9 protein-coding genes are annotated in these 17,553 nt (G+C 73.5%); 3 read left to right on the top strand and 6 right to left on the bottom strand.

Translation table 11 applies throughout. The features are described 5' to 3' along the window. Nucleotides 1-76 precede the first annotated feature (76 nt). Entirely contained in the window at nucleotides 77-9,322 is a 9,246-nt protein-coding gene (locus tag ABZT14_RS22315) for an SDR family NAD(P)-dependent oxidoreductase (protein WP_356305514.1), read from the top strand. 295 nt (nucleotides 9,323-9,617) lie between these two features. Here the strand turns inward: ABZT14_RS22315 and ABZT14_RS22310 are convergent, their stop codons facing one another. Then, nucleotides 9,618-10,577, bottom strand: coding sequence for an ACP S-malonyltransferase (locus tag ABZT14_RS22310; RefSeq protein WP_356305512.1), 960 nt, complete (start codon nucleotides 10,575-10,577; stop codon nucleotides 9,618-9,620). A 146-nt stretch (nucleotides 10,578-10,723) separates the two neighbouring features. Here ABZT14_RS22310 and ABZT14_RS22305 point away from each other — a divergent pair, with 146 nt between their 5' ends. Next, nucleotides 10,724-11,887 carry an alpha/beta hydrolase gene (locus tag ABZT14_RS22305; protein ID WP_356305510.1) on the top strand — a complete coding sequence of 388 codons (1,164 nt, stop codon included), beginning with the start codon at nucleotides 10,724-10,726 and terminating at the stop codon, nucleotides 11,885-11,887. 224 nt (nucleotides 11,888-12,111) lie between these two features. Here ABZT14_RS22305 and ABZT14_RS22300 read toward each other — a convergent pair whose 3' ends face one another. The 3 genes from ABZT14_RS22300 to ABZT14_RS22290 all read right to left on the bottom strand — a co-directional run bounded on the left by ABZT14_RS22300 (nucleotide 12,112) and on the right by ABZT14_RS22290 (nucleotide 14,674). After that, a complete protein-coding gene (locus ABZT14_RS22300) occupies nucleotides 12,112-12,741 on the bottom strand; it encodes a class I SAM-dependent methyltransferase (protein ID WP_356305508.1) in 630 nt (209 codons plus the stop codon). A gap of 664 nt (nucleotides 12,742-13,405) precedes the next feature. Beyond that, the gene (locus ABZT14_RS22295) at nucleotides 13,406-14,089 is read right to left on the bottom strand and encodes a siderophore-interacting protein (RefSeq protein WP_356305506.1); all 684 of its coding nucleotides are present in this window, start codon (nucleotides 14,087-14,089) and stop codon (nucleotides 13,406-13,408) included. 225 nt (nucleotides 14,090-14,314) lie between these two features. Continuing rightward, on the bottom strand, nucleotides 14,315-14,674 hold the full coding sequence (locus ABZT14_RS22290; protein WP_356305504.1) for a darcynin family protein: 360 nt from the start codon (nucleotides 14,672-14,674) through the stop codon (nucleotides 14,315-14,317). 253 nt (nucleotides 14,675-14,927) lie between these two features. Here ABZT14_RS22290 and ABZT14_RS22285 point away from each other — a divergent pair, with 253 nt between their 5' ends. Next, nucleotides 14,928-15,500: a TetR/AcrR family transcriptional regulator gene (locus ABZT14_RS22285; RefSeq protein ID WP_356305502.1), complete on the top strand. Its 573-nt coding sequence runs from the start codon at nucleotides 14,928-14,930 to the stop codon at nucleotides 15,498-15,500. Nucleotides 15,501-15,968: 468 nt separating this feature from the next. Here ABZT14_RS22285 and ABZT14_RS22280 read toward each other — a convergent pair whose 3' ends face one another. Both ABZT14_RS22280 and ABZT14_RS22275 read right to left on the bottom strand, forming a co-directional pair. Further along, on the bottom strand, nucleotides 15,969-17,084 hold the full coding sequence (locus ABZT14_RS22280) for a DegT/DnrJ/EryC1/StrS family aminotransferase (RefSeq protein ID WP_356305500.1): 1,116 nt from the start codon (nucleotides 17,082-17,084) through the stop codon (nucleotides 15,969-15,971). Then, a complete protein-coding gene (locus ABZT14_RS22275) occupies nucleotides 17,081-17,524 on the bottom strand; it encodes an FdtA/QdtA family cupin domain-containing protein (RefSeq protein WP_356305498.1) in 444 nt (147 codons plus the stop codon). Before ABZT14_RS22275 ends, ABZT14_RS22280 begins: the two co-directional genes overlap by 4 nt. Nucleotides 17,525-17,553: the final 29 nt, after the last annotated feature.

Below are 17,553 nucleotides of genomic sequence, written 5' to 3'. Positions count from 1 at the left end.
GGCAGCGTCGGTTGCCGTCGGCGGCGCCGGCGACTGACCCCGTAACACCCAGACACTCTGCGAGAGGCATGGCGGTATGTTGCGCACCGAGTTGATCAGGCCGCTGCACGAACTGCTGCGAACCCACGCTGACCGGCTCGGGAACAAGACCGCCTTCCGGGACGAGTGGCGCCAGGTCGGCTACGCCGAACTGGAACGGCGTACCCGCCACCTGGCCGGCCACCTCGCCCACCTGGGCCTGCGGCACGGTGAGCGCGTCGGGATCTGCCTGGGCAACCGGGTCGAGACGGTCGAGAGCTACCTCGCCGTGGCCCGGGCCAGTGGCGTCGGTGTTCCCTTCAACCCGCACGCCACCGACGGCGAGTTGGAGCACCTGCTCACCGACTCCGGCTCGGTGGTGCTGGTCACCGACCGGCCCCACCTGGACCAGGCGCTCCGGCTGCTGCCCGACCACCCCGGACTCCGGCTGGTCGTCACCGGGGACGGGCCCCTGCCCGAGGGCGTCAGCGCCTTCGACCAACTCGCCGCCACCGAACCGCCGGTGGCCGCCCGGGACGACGCCAAGCTGGACGACCCGGCCTGGATGCTCTACACCTCCGGCACCACCGGCAAGCCCAAGGGCGTGCTGTCCACCCACCGCAAGTCGCTGTGGGGCGTGGCCGCCTGCTACGCCCCCGTCCTCGGACTGGACGAGGGCGACCGGGTGCTGTGGCCGCTGCCCCTGGCGCACATGGTGGCCCACAACCTCGGCGTCCTGGGAGTCGTCGCGGTCGGAGCCACCTGCCGGATCATGGAGGGCATGGCGGTGGACGACGTCCTCACCGCCCTCCGCGAGGAACAGCTCACCTTCCTGTGCGGGGTGCCCACCCTCTACCAGCAGCTGCTGGAGGTCGCCGGCACCGACGGGCTCGGCGCCCCCGACCTGCGGCTGTGCATGGTCGCCGGCTCCGCCTGCCCCACCGCCCTGCACCAGGAGTTCGAGGCCGCCCTGGGCATGAGGCTCCTGGACAGCTACGGCAGCACCGAGACCGGCGGCCCGATCACCACCAACATCCCCGACGGCGCCTGGATACCCGGTTCCTGCGGGCTGCCGGTGCCCGGGCTCACCCTGCGCCTGACCGACCCGAGCACCCACACCGAGGTGCCGCCCGGTGAGGAGGGGGAGATCTGGGTGGACGGCCCGGCCACCATGCTCGGCTACCACGGCAGACCCGAGGCCACGGCCGAGGTGATGCACCAGGGCTGGTACCGCACCGGAGACCTGGCCCGGATCGACCCCGACGGCTACGTGACCATCACCGGCCGCATCAAGGAACTCATCATCCGGGGCGGGGAGAACATCCACCCCCGCGAGGTGGAGGACGTCGTCGCCCGGGCCCCCGGAGTGGCCGAGGCCGCCGTGGTGGGTGCCCCGGACACCCTGCTGGGTGAGGTACCGGTCGCCTTCGTGGTGCCCGGCCCCGAGGGCGTCGACCCCGACCGGCTGTTCGCCGAGTGCCGGGCCCAACTGTCGTACTTCAAGGTGCCCACCGAGCTGTACGAGGTGGAGGAGATCCCGCGCACCGGTATCGGCAAGGTACGGCGCCAGGAGCTGCTGGACCTGCCGGCCCGCATCCGGCGCGGCCGACACCGGTACCACGACGGCCTGTTCCGCACCGAGTGGACGCCCCTGTCGACCCCGGCCACCCCGGACGCCCCCGTGGAGTGGGCCGCCCTGGACGGCACCGCGCCCGCCCCCGACGGGCCCGCGCTGCTGGTGCTGGCGTGCCCCCCGGGGACCCCGGGGGAGGAGACGGCGGAACCGTCCCTCGCCGCCCGGGAGGAGGTACGACGGTGGCTGGCCGAGGAGACCCGCCCCGAGGCGCGGCTGGTGGTCGTCACCCAGGGAGCCACCGGGGTGCCGGGCGCCGCCACCGGACAGCGCCCCAGCGACCTCGGCCACGTCCCCCTCGCCGGACTGCTGACCGCGCTCCAGGCCGAACAGCCCGGCCGGGTGGTCCACGTCGACCTCGACCCCGACGCGGACTTCGACCCCGCCCTGGCCGCCGAGGTCGCGGCCACCGTGGTCGACGAACCCCAACTCGCCCTGCGGGCCGGCGAGTCGTACGTACCCCGCCTGGTACCGGTGCCCGCCACGGCCGAGGCGCCGCCCGCCCTCGCCCTCGACCCGGAGGCCCCCGCCCTCGTCCTCGGCGGCCTCAGCGGTCCCGGCGCCGAACTGGCCCACCACCTGGTCGCCTCGGCCGGGGTACGGCAGGTGGTGCTCACCGCCCCCGAGGAGCCGCCGGGGGAACCCGACATCCTCGTCGCGCTGCGCGCGTTGGGCGCCACGGTCACCGTCCGGCTGTGCGACCCGGCCGACCGGGAGGCGCTGGCCACCCTGCTGGCCGACCTGCCGAAGCCGCCCGCCGCCCTGGTGTACGCCCCGGACCCGGACACCTCCGCCTCCGACCGGCACCCCGTCCCACGACGGCTGGACGCGCTGACGCACCTCGACGCCCTGACCCGGGACCGGCCGCCCCGACTGTTCCTGCTCTGCACCCCGGCCGCCGTACCGGCCCGACCGGACCAGGAGGGCGACGCCTCGGTGGGCGCCTGGGCACAGGCCCTGGTACATCGGCGCCTCTCCGAGGGCCTGCCCGGCACCGCGGTGGCCGCCGGACCCTGGGCCGAGCACGCCGGACGAGGCGTGCTCTCCACCCGGCAGGGCCTGGCCCTGATCCACACGGCGGCGGCCCTCGCGGAACCCTCCACCGTGGTCACCCGCGTCGACGCGGGCGTCACCGACGGGGACGACCCGGTACCGGCGCTGCTACGCGACCTGCTCGGCACCGGGGAGACCGTCAGCCCCGAGGCGGAGGAGCTGGCCCGGCAACTGGCCGACGCCGCACCCGAGGACCGCGAGAGGGTGCTGCTGGACCTGGTACGGGCCACCGCCGCCGAGGTACTCGGGGTGGAGCGGGTGCGTACCGAAACCGCCTTCCGCGACCTGGGGTTCGACTCCCTCGGCGCCGTACGCCTGCGGGACCGGCTCTCCTCGGCGGTGGCGCTGCGCCTCCCCGCCACCCTGGCCTTCGACCACCCCACCCCCGCCGCCGTCGCCGCCCACCTCGCCGACCGGCTGAACGACGGCGACCCCACCGGGCGGCCCGCCCCCGCGTCCGTCAGCAACCGCCCCGACACCGACCGGGAACCGGTGGCCGTCGTCGCCGTCGGCTGCCGCTACCCCGGCGGCGTCGCCTCGGCCGAGGACCTGTGGCGGATCGTCCAGGGCGAGACCGACGCGATGGGCGCCTTCCCCACCGACCGGGGCTGGGACCTGGAGCACCTCTTCGACGCCGACCCGGACCGCAACGGCACCTCCTACGCCCCGGCCGGCGGATTCCTCTACGACGCCGCCGACTTCGACGCCGCCCACTTCGGCATCTCCCCCCGGGAGGCCCTCGCCATGGACCCCCAGCAGCGGCTGCTGCTGGAGTGCGCCTGGGAGGCCTTCGAACGGGCCGGCGTCGACCCGACCTCCGTCAAGGGCAGCCGTACCGGGGTGTTCGCCGGCGTGATGTTCGGCGACTACGGCGCCCTGCCCTCCGAGCGGCTGCCCGAGGGGGTCGAGGGCTACCTCGGCAACGGCAGCGCCGGCAGCGTCGCCTCGGGACGTATCGCCTACGCCTTCGGCCTCCAGGGGCCCGCCCTCACCGTGGACACCGCCTGCTCCTCCTCCCTGGTGGCCCTGCACCTGGCGGTACGCGCCCTGCGGTCGGGGGAGTGCGACGCCGCCCTGGCCGGCGGGGTGACCGTGATGTCCACCCCCTCGCCCTTCGTGGAGTTCAGCCGCCAACGGGCGCTGTCCACCAGTGGGCGCTGCCAGGCCTTCTCCGCCTCCGCCGACGGCACCGCCTTCGGCGAGGGCTCCGGGCTGCTGCTGCTGGAACGGCTCTCCGACGCCCGCCGGCAGGGGCACCCGGTACTGGCCGTGATCCGGGGCAGCGCCATCAACCAGGACGGCGCCTCCAACGGCCTCACCGCCCCCAGCGGACCCGCCCAGCAGGAGGTGATCCGCGCCGCGCTGGCCGACGCCCGACTGGCCCCCGGGGAGGTCGACGCGGTGGAGGCGCACGGCACCGGCACCACCCTGGGCGACCCCATCGAGGCCCAGGCCGTGCTCGCCACCTACGGCGAGGCCCGCCCCGACGACCAGCCTCTGTGGCTGGGCTCGTTGAAGTCCAACATCGGCCACACCCAGGCCGCCGCCGGAGTCGCCGGAGTGATCAAGATGATCATGGCGATGCGGCACGGCCTGCTGCCCCGCAGCCTCCACATCGACCAGCCCACCCCGCACGTGGACTGGTCCTCGGCCGGCGTACGCCTGCTGACCGAGGCCCGGCCCTGGGAGGTCGACGACCGGCCCCGACGGGCGGCGGTCTCCTCCTTCGGGGTCAGCGGCACCAACGCCCACCTGGTCCTGGAACAGCCGGTCGACGCCCCCACGGAGCCCGCATCTGCCGGGGCCCGGGGACCGGTACCGCCCTGGGTGGTCTCCGCCCGTACCGAACCGGCCCTGGACGCCCAGCTCGACCACCTCCGCGCGGCGGCCGGAGGACAGGACCCGCACGCGGTCGCCTTCGCCCTGGCCACCGGCCGGGCCCGGCTGGAACACCGGGCGGCCCTGTTCGCCGGCGACCCGGCCCGGGCGGAGACCGGACGCGCCCTGGACGGCGACCTGGCCGTGCTGTTCACCGGGCAGGGGGCCCAACGCCCCGGCATGGGGCGGGAGTTGTACCAGACGTACCCGGTCTTCGCCGAGGCCTTCGACGCGGTGTGCGCCGCCCTCGACGCACAACTGGAGCACCCGATACGGCCCGTCATCTGGGAACGGCCGGAACTGCTGGAACGCACCGGCGCCGCGCAGCCGGCACTGTTCGCCCTGGAGACCGCCCTCTACCGCACCCTGGAGTCCTGGGGCATCCGCCCGGACGCGGTCGCCGGCCACTCCGTCGGCGAACTCACCGCCGCCCACGTCGCCGGAGTGCTGTCCCTGGAGGACGCGGCGACCCTGGTGGTCGAACGCGGCCGACTGATGGAGGCGCTCCCCGAGGGCGGCACGATGGTCTCCCTGCGCGCCACCGAGACCGAGGTACGGGCCCTGCTGGCCGAGGCCGGCTCGGCCGTCGACATCGCCGCCGTCAACGGCCCCGAGGCGGTGGTGATCTCCGGCGCGGAAGACGAGGTACTGCGGCTGGCCGCCCACTTCAGCGACCAGGGCCGCCCCACCCGACGACTGCGCGTCTCCCACGCCTTCCACTCGGTGCGCATGGAGCCGATGCTGGCCGACTTCCGCAAGGTCGCCGACGGCCTGGCCTACCGCCGCCCCCGCATCCCCCTGGTCTCCAACCTCACCGGCCGCCTCGCCGACCCCAACGAACTGAGCACCGCCGACTACTGGGTGCGGCACGTACGGGAGGCCGTCCGCTATGCCGACGGCGTCCGCACCCTGTACGCCCAGGGCGTGCGCACCTTCCTGGAAGTCGGCCCGGACGGTGTGCTCACCGCCGCCACCCAGGACTGCCTGGCCGAACTCGCCGACCCCGGGGACACCGCCTGCGTCACCGCGCAGCGCCGCGACCGCCCCGAGGCGGACACCCTCGTCGAGGCACTCGGCCGACTCCACCTGGCCGGGGTCGACGCGGACTGGCGCGCCTACTTCACCGAGAGCGCCGACACCCGCCCACCCCACGTCGACCTGCCCACCTACCCCTTCCAACGGCAGTCCTACTGGCTGCGGCCCGTCACCACCGCCCCCGACCCCACCGAACTCGGCCAACGCCCCGCCGCCCACCCGCTGTTGGGCTCCGCCGTACGCCTGGCCGACGGCGACGAACTGCTGCTGACCGGACGCCTCGCGGTGAACGACCAGCCCTGGCTGGCCGACCACGTGATCGGCGGCGAACCCCTCTTCCCCGGCACCGGCTTCGTGGAACTGGCGATCCGGGCCGGCGACGAGGTCGGCTGCGGAGCCCTGGACGAACTGGTCATCGAGGCACCCCTGGTGCTGCCCCCGGACGGCGCCACCCGGATACAGGTGCGGGTGGGCGAGCCCGACGACTCCGGCCGCCGGACGGTCGAGGTCTACGCCAGCCCCGGCGAACAGGTCGCCCCCGAGGCGGAGACCAGCTGGACCCGGCACGCCAGCGGCGTCCTCACCCGGGCCACGGCCACCCCCGCCACCGCGCCCCCGGAACTGGCCGCCTGGCCCCCGGCCGACGCCGAACCCGTACCCCTGGACGGGATCTACGAACGACTCGCGGAGGGCGGCCACGGCTACGGGCCCGCCTTCCAGGGCCTGCGCGCGCTGTGGCGGCACGGCCAGGACATGCTCGCCGAGGTCGAACTCCCCGACGGGACCGACGAGTTCGGCATCCACCCGGCGCTGCTGGACGCCGCCCTGCACGCCGACGTGGTACGCGCCGCCGGCCCGGACGGACACGGGGAGATGCGGCTGCCCTTCTCCTGGCACCAGGTGCGGCTGTTCGCCACCGGCGGCTCCCGACTCCGGGTGCTGCTACGCCCCTCCCCGGACGGCGGCGTCACGCTGCGCGCCGTGGACGACTCCGGCGCCCCGGTCCTCGACATCGCCGCGCTGCGCACCCGACCGGTGGCCCCGGCCGGCGACAGCCGCACCCGGGACACCCTGTGGACCCTGGACTGGACGCCCGCCCCCGTCCCCACCACCGTGCCCCGCCAACGCTGGGCCGTGCTGGGCGGCACCGGACCGGCCCCCGGGGCGGCCGGGGCACTGGTACCGACCTACGGCGACTCCGCCGCCCTCGGCGCGGCCGTCACCTCGGGAGCCCCCGCACCGGACCTGGTACTGCTGCCCTGCGTACGACCCGACGAGGCCCCCGACGTCCCCACCCCCCAGGCCGTACACCACTCCCTGGCCCTGGTGCTGCGCACCATCCAGGAACTGCTGGCCGACGAACGACTGGCCTCCTCCCGCCTGGTGATCACCACCCGGGGCGCGGTCGCCACCACCGACGAGGAGACCGTCACCGACCTGGTGCACGCGGCGGTGTGGGGGATGGGCCGCTCGGCACAGACCGAACACCCCGGCCGGATCGTGCTGGCCGACCTCGACCCGGCGTCGGCGGACCGGACCGGGGCGGCCGACTGGCGTGCCCTGTCCGCCGCCGTCGAGTCCGGCGAGGAGCAGTTCGCCCTCCGCGCCGGGAGCCTGCGTCTGCCCCGGCTGGCGCGGGCCGCCCGAAGCGCCCCGCCGAGCACGGCCGCGCCCCTCGACCCCGAGGGAGTGGTCCTGGTCACCGGCGGCACCGGAGCCCTGGGCCGACTGGTCGCCACGCACCTGGCCGAGACCGAGGACGTACGCCACCTGCTGCTGGTCAGCCGTGGCGGTCCCGAGGCCGAGGGCGCCGACCGGCTGGTGGCCCAGCTGGCCGAACGGGGCGCCCAGGCCCGGATCGTGGCCTGCGACGTGGCCGACCCCGACGCGCTGGCCACCCTGCTCAAGGGGCTGGACCGGCCGCTGACCGCCGTGGTCCACACCGCGGGGGTCCTGGACGACGGAGTGGTCGAGGCACTCACCTCGGACCGGCTGCGCGGAGTGCTCGGCCCCAAGGTGGACGCCGCTCTCACCCTGCACCGGCTGACCCGGGACCTGGACCTGGCCCGGTTCACGGTGTTCTCCTCCGTCGCCGGGGTCCTCGGGGGCTCGGGGCAGGCCAACTACGCGGCGGCCAACGCCTTCCTGGACGGACTGATGCGCTACCGCACCTCGCTCGGGCTGCCCGGCACCTCCCTCGCCTGGGGCCTGTGGGGGCAGCGCGCCGAGGAACCGGGAGGCGGCATGACCGCCGCCCTGACCGCCACCGACCGCGCCCGGATGTCCCGGGACGGGATGCGCCCGCTGAGCGCCGAGGAGGGGCTGGCGCTGTACGACGCCGCCTCCGCCCGCCCCGAGGCACTGCTCGTACCGGCCAAACTCGACCTGGCCGCCCTGCGCGCCAGCGGCGCCCGTATCCCTCCGGTACTGCGCGGTCTGGTGCGCCCCCCGGCCCGACGTACCGCCACCTCCGCCGGACCGGCCGCCACCCCCGACAGCCGCCAGCGCCTCGCCGCCCTGCCCCCCACGGAGCGGGAACCGGAACTGCTGCGCCTGGTGGTCGCCGAGATCGCCGGGGTCCTGGGCCACGCCGACCCCGACCAGGTCACCCCCACCCAGGCGCTGGGGGACTCCGGCTTCGACTCGCTGACCGCCGTGGAACTGCGCAACCGGCTCGGTACCGCCACCGGACTGCGGCTGGCCACCACCCTGGTGTTCGACCACCCCACCCCGACCGCCCTGGCCGCCCACCTCAACGAGCGGCTCAGCGACACCGCCACCCCCGCGCCCGGGGGCCCGGCCGGCGCCGGCACCCCGGAGGGGGACGGCACCGACCAGGCGGTGGGCGAACTGTTCCGTACGGCCTGCGCCGAGGGCCGTACCCGGGAGGGCTTCGCCTTCCTGTCCGGTGCGGCCCGGCTGCGCCCCGCCTTCGCCACCCCCGGGGAGTTCGGCCGGGAACCGTCGGTCACCCCGCTCGCCTCCGGCCCGGAGGGGGCGAGCCCCGAACAGGCCCCGCCCGCCCTGCTGTGCCTCAGCTCCTACGTGGCCCTGGGCGGCGTCCACGAGTACGTCCGGTTGGCTTCCCGCTTCCGGGGCGAGCGCGCCCTACGGGCCCTGGCCAACCCCGGGTTCGACCCCGCCGACCCGCTGCCGGCGAGCGCGGAGGCGCTGTACGCCCTGCACACCGAGGCCGTGCTGAGGGACGCCGGGGGAGCCCCGTTCGTCCTGGTCGGCTCGTCCTCGGGAGGGGTACTGGCACACTCGGTCGCCGCCCGACTGGAGGCGGCGGGCACCCCGCCGAGGGCCCTGGTGCTGCTGGACACCTATCCGCCGACCACCGTGGACTCCCCGCTGACCTCGTTCCTGGACGCCCTGGTGGCGGGGATGTACCGGCGTCAGGACGGGGTGGCCCGGATGGACTTCGCCCGACTGACCGCGATGAGCCGGTACTTCGAGCTGTTCGAGGACTGGCGGAGGGAACCGGTCTCGGTGCCCCAACTGCTGGTGCGGGCCTCGGAGTCGCTGCTGCCCGAGGAGGAGCCGGGCCAGTGGCGTACCGGCTGGCGGCTGCCCGAGGCGGCCGGAGAAGGGAGCCCCCACCGCACCGTCGACGTACCGGGCGACCACTTCACCATGATGGACACCCACGCCGACACGACCGCCGAGGCCGTACGGACCTGGCTGCGGGACGTGGGCGCCTGAGGCCACGGCGTCCGACCGGTGGGATGCCGCCGCACCGGAGGGCGGTGACGGGGGAGTCAGCCGGCCCGGCCGGGCACGGGCCGCGCGGCCCGTACGCGGACCCCGGCCGGAGCGCCTGGCGTCTGACGGACCAGGGGGGCACCGGGACCGGAACCGCCCACGTCGGGGCACGGTGTGGCAGCGGCATCCCTTCGTCGAGGGCCTACCGGCACCCCGTACGCCGGCGTTGCCCCGGGGCCCCAGGACCCCAAGACCCCCAGAACTCCACGGCCAGGACCCCACGACGGGGGAGAGGTCAGCTGGGGCGGCGCAGCCGGATGCCGTGCTCGAAGACGGCCGACACCACCTGGGGCAGTGCCTTGGGGGAGTCCACGAACACCACCGGGAACGGGTACTGGAGCGCGTTCATCACCGGCGACGGGCCGATCACCAGCCCGAGTTGGGCCTGGTGGCGTGTCATCTCCTCGGTCACGTGGACCACGCTGATCGGGCTGGCCACGTTGTCGATGAACATCTGCCGGACCTCGTCGGCCCGGGTCAGGGTCTTCCGCTCCAGCGAGGAGCACAGCGGCAACGCCGGGTCCTGGAAGGGGGCCGGCTCGATGTAGGAGCGGCTCGCGTCCCGGGCGTCCTTCCGCAACGGGCTGTGCACCGCGAGGTGGGCGCCCTCGGTGACGTTGATCATGCCCTCGGGTTCCTCGGCGGCGAGCTTCTCCAGCGCGTCCCGGTAGCCGGCCAGCAGCACCAGCCGGATACGCCCTCCCGCGTCGCAGCCGAAGTCCGCGCCCAGGTGCACCCCTTCGCGCCGCACCCCGTGGTACTCCTCGGGGTCCTGGTCCAGGGGCAGGTAGGCGGCGGCGATGCCCTCGGCGCGTGGGTCCTCCCGCTGGGGCCGGTGCTCACCCCGGGTCAACAGCGCCATCAGGCCCGGCCGGTCGATGGCCCCGGCCACACTGCTGGCGACCAGTCCGCCGAGGCTGAGCCCCCCGACCACGTCGGGGACCAGGCCCTTGTTGCGCAGTACGTCCTGGATGCCCAGCTGCGCGGCGGCCAGCCCGACCGAGGTGACACGGATACGTTCGCCCTGGTCCTCGTAGACACCGTCCTGCCTGAGCAGGGGCTCCAGGGGGATGTCGGTCCACTCCGCCGCCAGCCGGAAGGACTCGCGGACCTCCTCGTACTCCTCGTAGAACTCGATGACACCGTCCGGCTCGTACTGGAACAGATTGGTACCGAAGATGGACGCGAGAGCCACAGGTCACCTCGACTGGCGTGGAACATGGGGGCACGACAGGGATCACCTGATGCTAGGCGCGAGATTCGAGTGACACTCCTAGTGCCGGTGAGGAAGGCCGCCGGCACTCCTGCGGGGACGCGGACCCCGTGGTTACAGTGCCGCCCATGCCTATCGGTTACCTGGTGACAGTGGTACTCGCTGGGTGCTTCGCGCTGTTCGCGCTCTCCCCGATACGCGGACACGGGCCCCTCGGCGTACTCAGTTACTACTTCGGCCTCGTCTTCAACGAGATCCCCTTCGTGGTCATCTACTGGCTCATGGGCGCGGCCCTCATCGCGGAAGCGCAGGACGACCTGCGCACCCCGCTCGGCTGGACCTCCTTCGGACTGAGCGTCCTGGTCGTCCTCGGCTACCTGGTGGTCGCCTGGCGCGCCCTGCCGGCGCGGGAACAGGTCCGCCGGTCCCTGGTCGAAGGGCTCGGCGCCGACTGGCGGGCCGAACTGCCGGCCGACTGGGCCTCGCGCCTCCGCGAACGCAGACCGTGGGCACGCATCCTGCTGTGGCCCTTCCCCTTCCGTGGGCGGAAGGTGGAACGTCTGGCCAACATCCCCTACGGCCCGGACGGTTGGCGCAACACCCTGGACGTCTACCGCAGGCCCGGTGGGGAGACCGGCCGACCGGTGCTGGTGTACCTGCACGGTGGCCGTTTCGTCAGCGGACGCAAGAACCGTGAGGCCCGACCGATCCTCCACCGCCTGGCCCGGCAGGGCTGGGTGTGTGTCAGCGCCAACTACCGCCTCAGCCCCGAGGCGGTCTTCCCCGACCACCTCGTCGACCTCAAGCGGGTCATCGCCTGGGCGCGGCAGCACGGCCACGAGTACGGGGCCGACGCCTCCACCCTGTTCGTGGCGGGCAGTTCGGCCGGCGGCCACCTGGCCGCGTTCGCGGGGCTGACCCCCAACGAACCCGTCTACCAACCCGACTTCGAGTCCGTGGACACCTCGGTGACCGGGGTGATCTCGCTGTACGGCTGGTACGGCAACGTCAACGGCGGCGAACGCGTCCCCTCCTCGCCCTTCGACCAGCTGCGACCGGACGCCCCGCCGTTCTTCGTCACCCACGGGGACCTGGACCCGCTGGTCTTGGTCGAGGGCGCGCGGGAGTTCGTCGGCGAGCTGCGACGGGTGTCCGACAACGTCGTGGTCTACGCGGAGCTGAGCGGGGCCCACCACTCCTACGACCTGTTCCACTCCCTACGGTGCGAGGCCGTGGTCGACGGGGTCGAGGCCTTCGTGAACTGGGCCCGCGCCCGGGAGGCCGCCCGCTGACACCCTCCCTGACGGCCACCGGCACACGGACTCCCTCCCGTGCTCCGGTGGCCGTTTCGCGGGTGAGGGGCCGTTGGGGCGGGCTGACCGTGTGGGTTTGTCGACTCGGGGACACGGCAATACGGGGACATGGGGACATGGGGACTCCCTCTCCTCCGGGCACGGCCCGCTCGGAGGCTCGGGCCGGTGGGGCGGCGCCCACCCGACGTACGCCTTCGGGGGCCTCAGGAACGTCGGGCCAACACGTGGGTGTCGAGGAAGCCGCGTTCCGACGCCGGATCGTGGAGCAGCCGGGCGAAGGGGATGAGTCCGGCGTCGGACAGCAGCTCGGCAAGGCGGTCCGCCGGCCAGCTGTAGGCGGGCGCCACCTTGTGGTCGAAGCGGACCGTGTCCGGTCCGTCGGTCCCGAAGCAGGAGACCAGGAGCAGACCGCCCGAGGCCAGGACGCGTGCCTGTTCGGTGAGTAGCCGTGGCAGCTCCTCCGGGGGCGTGTGGATCATCGAGTAGTGGGCCAGTACGCCACCGAGCGCGCTGTCCTCGAACGGCAGGGACTCCATCCGCGCCTCGTGGAAGCGGGAGGTCGGATGGGCCCGCCGCGCATGGGCGATCATGCCCGGCGACAGGTCGAGCCCGAGGGTGTCCAGGCCGTGTTCGTCCAGCAGGGCCGTCAGATGTCCGGGCCCGCACCCGACGTCCGCTGCCCGTGGGTTGCCCGTCGCCCGTACCAGTTCGGCGAAGGTGCCGATCATGGCCCGGGAGAACGGGCGTGTCTCCAACTGGTCCGAGAACAGCGAGGCGTACAACGCGACGACGCCGTCGTAGGCCCTCCGGGTCTCGTCCTGGTGTTCCGTCACAGGCCGGACCCTATAGCCGGACGGGTCATCGATCTCGTGGTGGACCGGGGTGAGCCGACGGACGCGGCCCGGAGTGCGGGGGCCGCAGGCGTCGGGGCGGTGACGGTCGTGGACGCGAGGGCCGTGGAGTGCGCGACGGGGTGCCGTGGCGACGGCCTACGGAGGGTCCGTGGGCCCGTCGATCCTCGTGGGTCGTGGCAGAGGCGGGTGGGTGGACCGCCTGAGGGAGGACGGACGGGACCTGGGGTGACCTGGGTGTTCCCCGGCCCCTGTCGAACCCGAACACTTCCGGCCTTCACCGCCGTCGCCACCAGCCTCGTTGACCACCGCCGACTCGCCAGGGTTCGGCTGGTGACGCGGTACGAGGTGCGGCACACCACTCCACGCGTGTCGGGGTGAAACCCGCGGTATGGAGCCGGAGTCGGGGCGGGGCCGCTCCGGCTGGGGCTGGGGTGCTTCGCCCCCGACCTCTTCCCGGCCCGGGGACCTGCCTCGCGAGGCCGCCTTGGCGCCCCCGGTCGGCGGACCCGGCGTCGTCCTCGGTTCGCGGCACGCCTCGGTGCACGCGCACCTGTCGCGCTGTTACCGCTCGCTGACGCGTCCGCGCGATGCCTCAGCACCGGTGCGGCGCTGGTGGGGGGGCGGCGGATGTGCGCCCTGGCCGTCAGTCCATGCCCTTCTTGCCCGGCGTCCAGAACGGCTTGGTCAGGACCGCGCGCCGGTCCCACCCCGCTTCCCGGAGCACCCGCCGCACCGCTTGTACGTCCCGTGCCTCCCCGGCGACATACGCGATCCCACCGGGTTCGGGGGCGAGACGCCGTACCGCGTCCGGCAGGGACGTCTCACCCCGGAGTACCCATTCGAGCCGGTCGCCGCCCGCCAGGGGCAGCCGGTCCGCAGCGGTCGCCGTCTCGACACACCCGGATACGACGGCTTTCCGGGGCAGCGCCGCGAGCATCGCACCGAAGGCGACCGAGGCCGTCTCGTCGCCGACGAAGAGGTGGCGGACGGCGTCGGGGCGTAGCGTGAACGTGCCCTCGGGACGCCGTAGTCGCACCTGTTCGCCCGGTGCGACGGTGCGGCCCCATCGGGCGCCCGGTCCGTTCGCGGCGTGGTCCAGTACGCACAACTCGACGCCGCCGGACGGGTCGTAGTGCCAGATCGAGTACGTACGCAGGGTGAGTCCGCCGACCAGGACGCGCACCTGCTGCCCTGGCTGGACCTCCAGACCGGCCAGTTGTTCACCCTCGATGCGCAGCCGACGCATCCGGGCGGTGACCTGCTCGGCCTCGGTGACGGTGCCGCGTACCGTCAGAAGATCGAGGACGGGGTTCGGGACAGCGGGCATGAGGGGCTCCTCAACGGGGCGGGTTGTCGTGCTCAGCGGGTGGTCGACCGCGACAGTGCCTGGGTGGGATGGTGTCGCCGTGACCGGAGGCGGGCCCCTGGCGCGGCGGGAGCGAGGCCGGCACGCCGAGGGTGGGGACCGGCCTGGCCAGTGGCCAGCGGGCACACGTCCGGTACCCGGTCGCGCGGCGCGGTGCCGCACCGTCAGGCGAACACCGGGCCGTGCTCAGGCGTTGACGGTCGCCAGGATGTCGGGGTCGTAGTGCTTGGCGTAGGCGTTCTCGACGCCCACGAGGATTTCGACGATCTCGAAGTAGTGGTCCCAGAACGGCGTCTCGCGCAACGCCTCGACGGTCAACTGGAAGGACTCGTGATCGCGCGCCTCCCAGACCCAGATGTCGGTGACGCGGGCCGTGTAGAACTCGGTGTCGAAGTAGCGCCAACGTACGTTTTCGGCCTGGTCCTTGATGGCGGGCAGAACGTTCTCCTGGAAGGCGGTGACGCGCTCCGGCACGGACAGCTCCAACCAGGCACGGTTGGTCTTGAGGAGCATGAACGCGGTGACGGCGGGCTCGAAGTCGGACATGGAGGATCTCCTCGCAGGGGGCTGGATGGTGGTCACGATGCGGTGCCGTAGGCCCTCGACCAGGCCGGGACGGTCAGACCCCAGTGGGGAACCCGCGCGTGCGGGCGCCCATGGCTCCCGCGACGAAGACGCGCACGACTTTCCCTCACCAGTTTCGGTTCACCGTGAATCGAAACCCTAGGTGGTATCGGTACACGGTGTCTAGTTATTCGGTGGCCAAGGGCCAGTCAGCCCGTCTCGCTACGATGGCGCGATGATCCAGGTGAAGGGCCGCGGCGGTCGGCCCCGCAGCGAGCAGGCGCGCCAGGCCGTCCTGCACGCCGTCGACGATCTGTTGGTCGAGGTCGGCTACGCGGCCCTGACCATGAAGGGCATCGCCACGCGGGCGGGCGTCGGGCGGCAGACGGTCTACCGCTGGTGGTCGACGAAGGCGGAGATCCTCTTCGAGGCGTGTGTGGACGACGCCGAGGAGGAACTCGCCGTCGCGCCATCGCCCACCCCCCTCGCCGAGATCACGACCTACCTCGACGCGCTGGTGCGCTTCCTCGCCCACTCGCCAGCAGGAGCCGGCTACCGCGCTCTGATCGCCGCCGCGCAGCACGATCCGGCGGTGAAACGGTTGATCGCGACCAAGGACGTTCTCGGCGCCAGCGCGAGTGCCGTCCTGAACCGCGTGGACCCGGCCCGGCCGGCCGACGACCAAGCGATCGACCGGCTGATCGGACCGGCCTTCTTCTGGATCATGAGCGGGCGCGACCCGGCGCGACTCGACACCCACGAGCTGGCACGAAGCTTCCTCCGTGGCCTTGGGCCTGAGGAGTCCTGAAGGCGAGCCCGTCATGCCGCTCCCGGCCACGCGGCGGCGGCCGTCATCGGTGTGTCCGAAACGACGTCAACGCGCCGCTCCGGTAGGGGCGGCAAGGCGCGCGCTCGCCCAGTGAAACCAGGTCCTCGATCCCCGCGACAACCGGCCTACGCGATCCCCGCGCTTCGCCCTCTGGCCCGACGAACCCTCCCGTCACCACCGTGCCGGACTCCACAACCTGCCGCGTGTGCCCTCCGGTTCGGGGAACCGGGCAGGACCACCCGTCGAACGGAGCCCGGGGGGTGTCGTCCGGCCCCCGGGAGGTCAGTGAGCGCGTTCCGGTGTCGTGCCCCGTGGGACAGCGCGAGGTGGGGGAGAAGTCCGATACGGCGCGGCGGTCCACGGCGACCACGAGCCGAGCTGCGGGGCGCGCGGTGACACCCCGAGCGAGCCTCGCGGTGATCCGAACGACACGTCCTGGTCGTAGGCCTAGTGCAGGGCGGCGACGGCGGCGCGGAGGGCGTCCACCACCCGGTCGACCGCCGGGTCGGACAGCTGAGGTCCGACCGGCAGGCTGAGCACCTCGTCCGCGAGCCGCTCGGAGCGGGGTAGCCCCTCCGGTCCGACCAGGGCCTGCTCGGCGTAGGCCGGGGTGCGGTGCACCGGTACCGGGTAGTGCACCCGGGTCTCCACCCCGGAGGCCTTCATGTGCTCCTGTACGGCGTCCCGTTGAGGCAGCCGCAGCACGTACTGGTGCCAGACGTGCTCGGCCTCCGGCGCGACCGTGGGCAGGGTGACGCTGGGGAGGTCGCCCAGGGTCTTGGTGTAGTGTCGGGCGATCTCCGCACGGCGGGCGTTCCACTTGTCCAGATAGCGCAGTTTCACCCGGAGTACGGCGGCCTGCATCTCGTCCAGGCGGGAGTTGGTGCCCATGATGCGGTGGTCGTAGCCCTGCCGGGCGCCGTAGTTGCGCAACAGCCGCAGCCGGTCGGCCAGTTCGCCGTCGTTGGTGACCACGGCGCCCCCGTCGCCCAGGGCGCCGAGGTTCTTCCCCGGGTAGAGGCTGAAGGCCACGGTGTGGCCGCTGCCCACCCGGCGGCCCCGGTGGCGGGCGCCGTGGGCCTGGGCGGCGTCCTCCACCACGGCCAGCCCGTGTTCCCGGGCGAACGCTCCCACCTCGTCCAGGTCCACCGGATGCCCGTACAGGTGCACCGGGATGACCGCCCGGGTGCGGGGGGTGCGGGCCCGCTCCAACTGGTGGACGTCCAGCAGGAAACCGCCCTCGGCCGGCTCCACGGGCACCGGTCGGGCGCCGGTGGCGGACACCGCGAGCCAGGTGGCGATGAAGGTGTGCGAGGGGACCAGCACCTCGTCGCCCGGGCCCACGCCGTGGGCTCGGAGCCCCAGCTCCAGGGTGTTGAAGCCGCTGCTGGTGCCGACGCAGTGGGTGTTCTCGCAGTACTCGGCGAACTCCTCCTCGAAGGCGGCGAGTTCGGGCCCCAGGACGTACCAGCCGGAGCGGGCGACCCTCAGCAGGGCCTCCTCGATCTCCCGCTGTACGCCCTGGTGCAGCTCGCGGACCTCGAAGAAGGGCACCGGCCTCATGTCAGGCCCCGCGCGTCGTTGAGGAACTCGGTGTACTCCCGGTAGTAGTCGGCCTCGTCGTAGTGCTCCGAGGCGAGGACCAGGCAGACGCCGTCAGCGGAGAAGTCGGTCAGGTCACGCCAGACCATGGGGCCGACGTACAGGCCGGTGCCGGGATCGTCCAGGTGGTACGAGCGCTTCTGGAAACCGTCGTCCACCGACACCGTGAAACTGCCGTGGGCGGGCAGGAACAACTGCTCCAGGGAGCGGTGGGCGTGCGCGCCCCGGGCGGTGCCGTCACGGAGGTCGTGGAGGTAGTACACCCGCCGGATGGGGAAGCCGGCGGTCCACTCCGACTCGACGATCGAGAGACTGCCGCGCTCGTCGTGGTGCTGCTCCAGGGGGATCAGCCGGCAGGGCTTGACCCGGCCGACCGGGGTGTCGGTCGTGCTCGCCACCATCGTGGTCTCTCCTCGTTCCGCCGTGTGCC

Source organism: Streptomyces sp. NPDC005438 (assembly GCF_040606315.1).
In the GTDB taxonomy this organism is placed as follows: Bacteria; Actinomycetota; Actinomycetes; order Streptomycetales; family Streptomycetaceae; genus Streptomyces.
The sequence above is the reverse complement of the archived record's forward strand: the minus strand, read 5'-3'. Positions and strand labels throughout refer to the sequence as shown.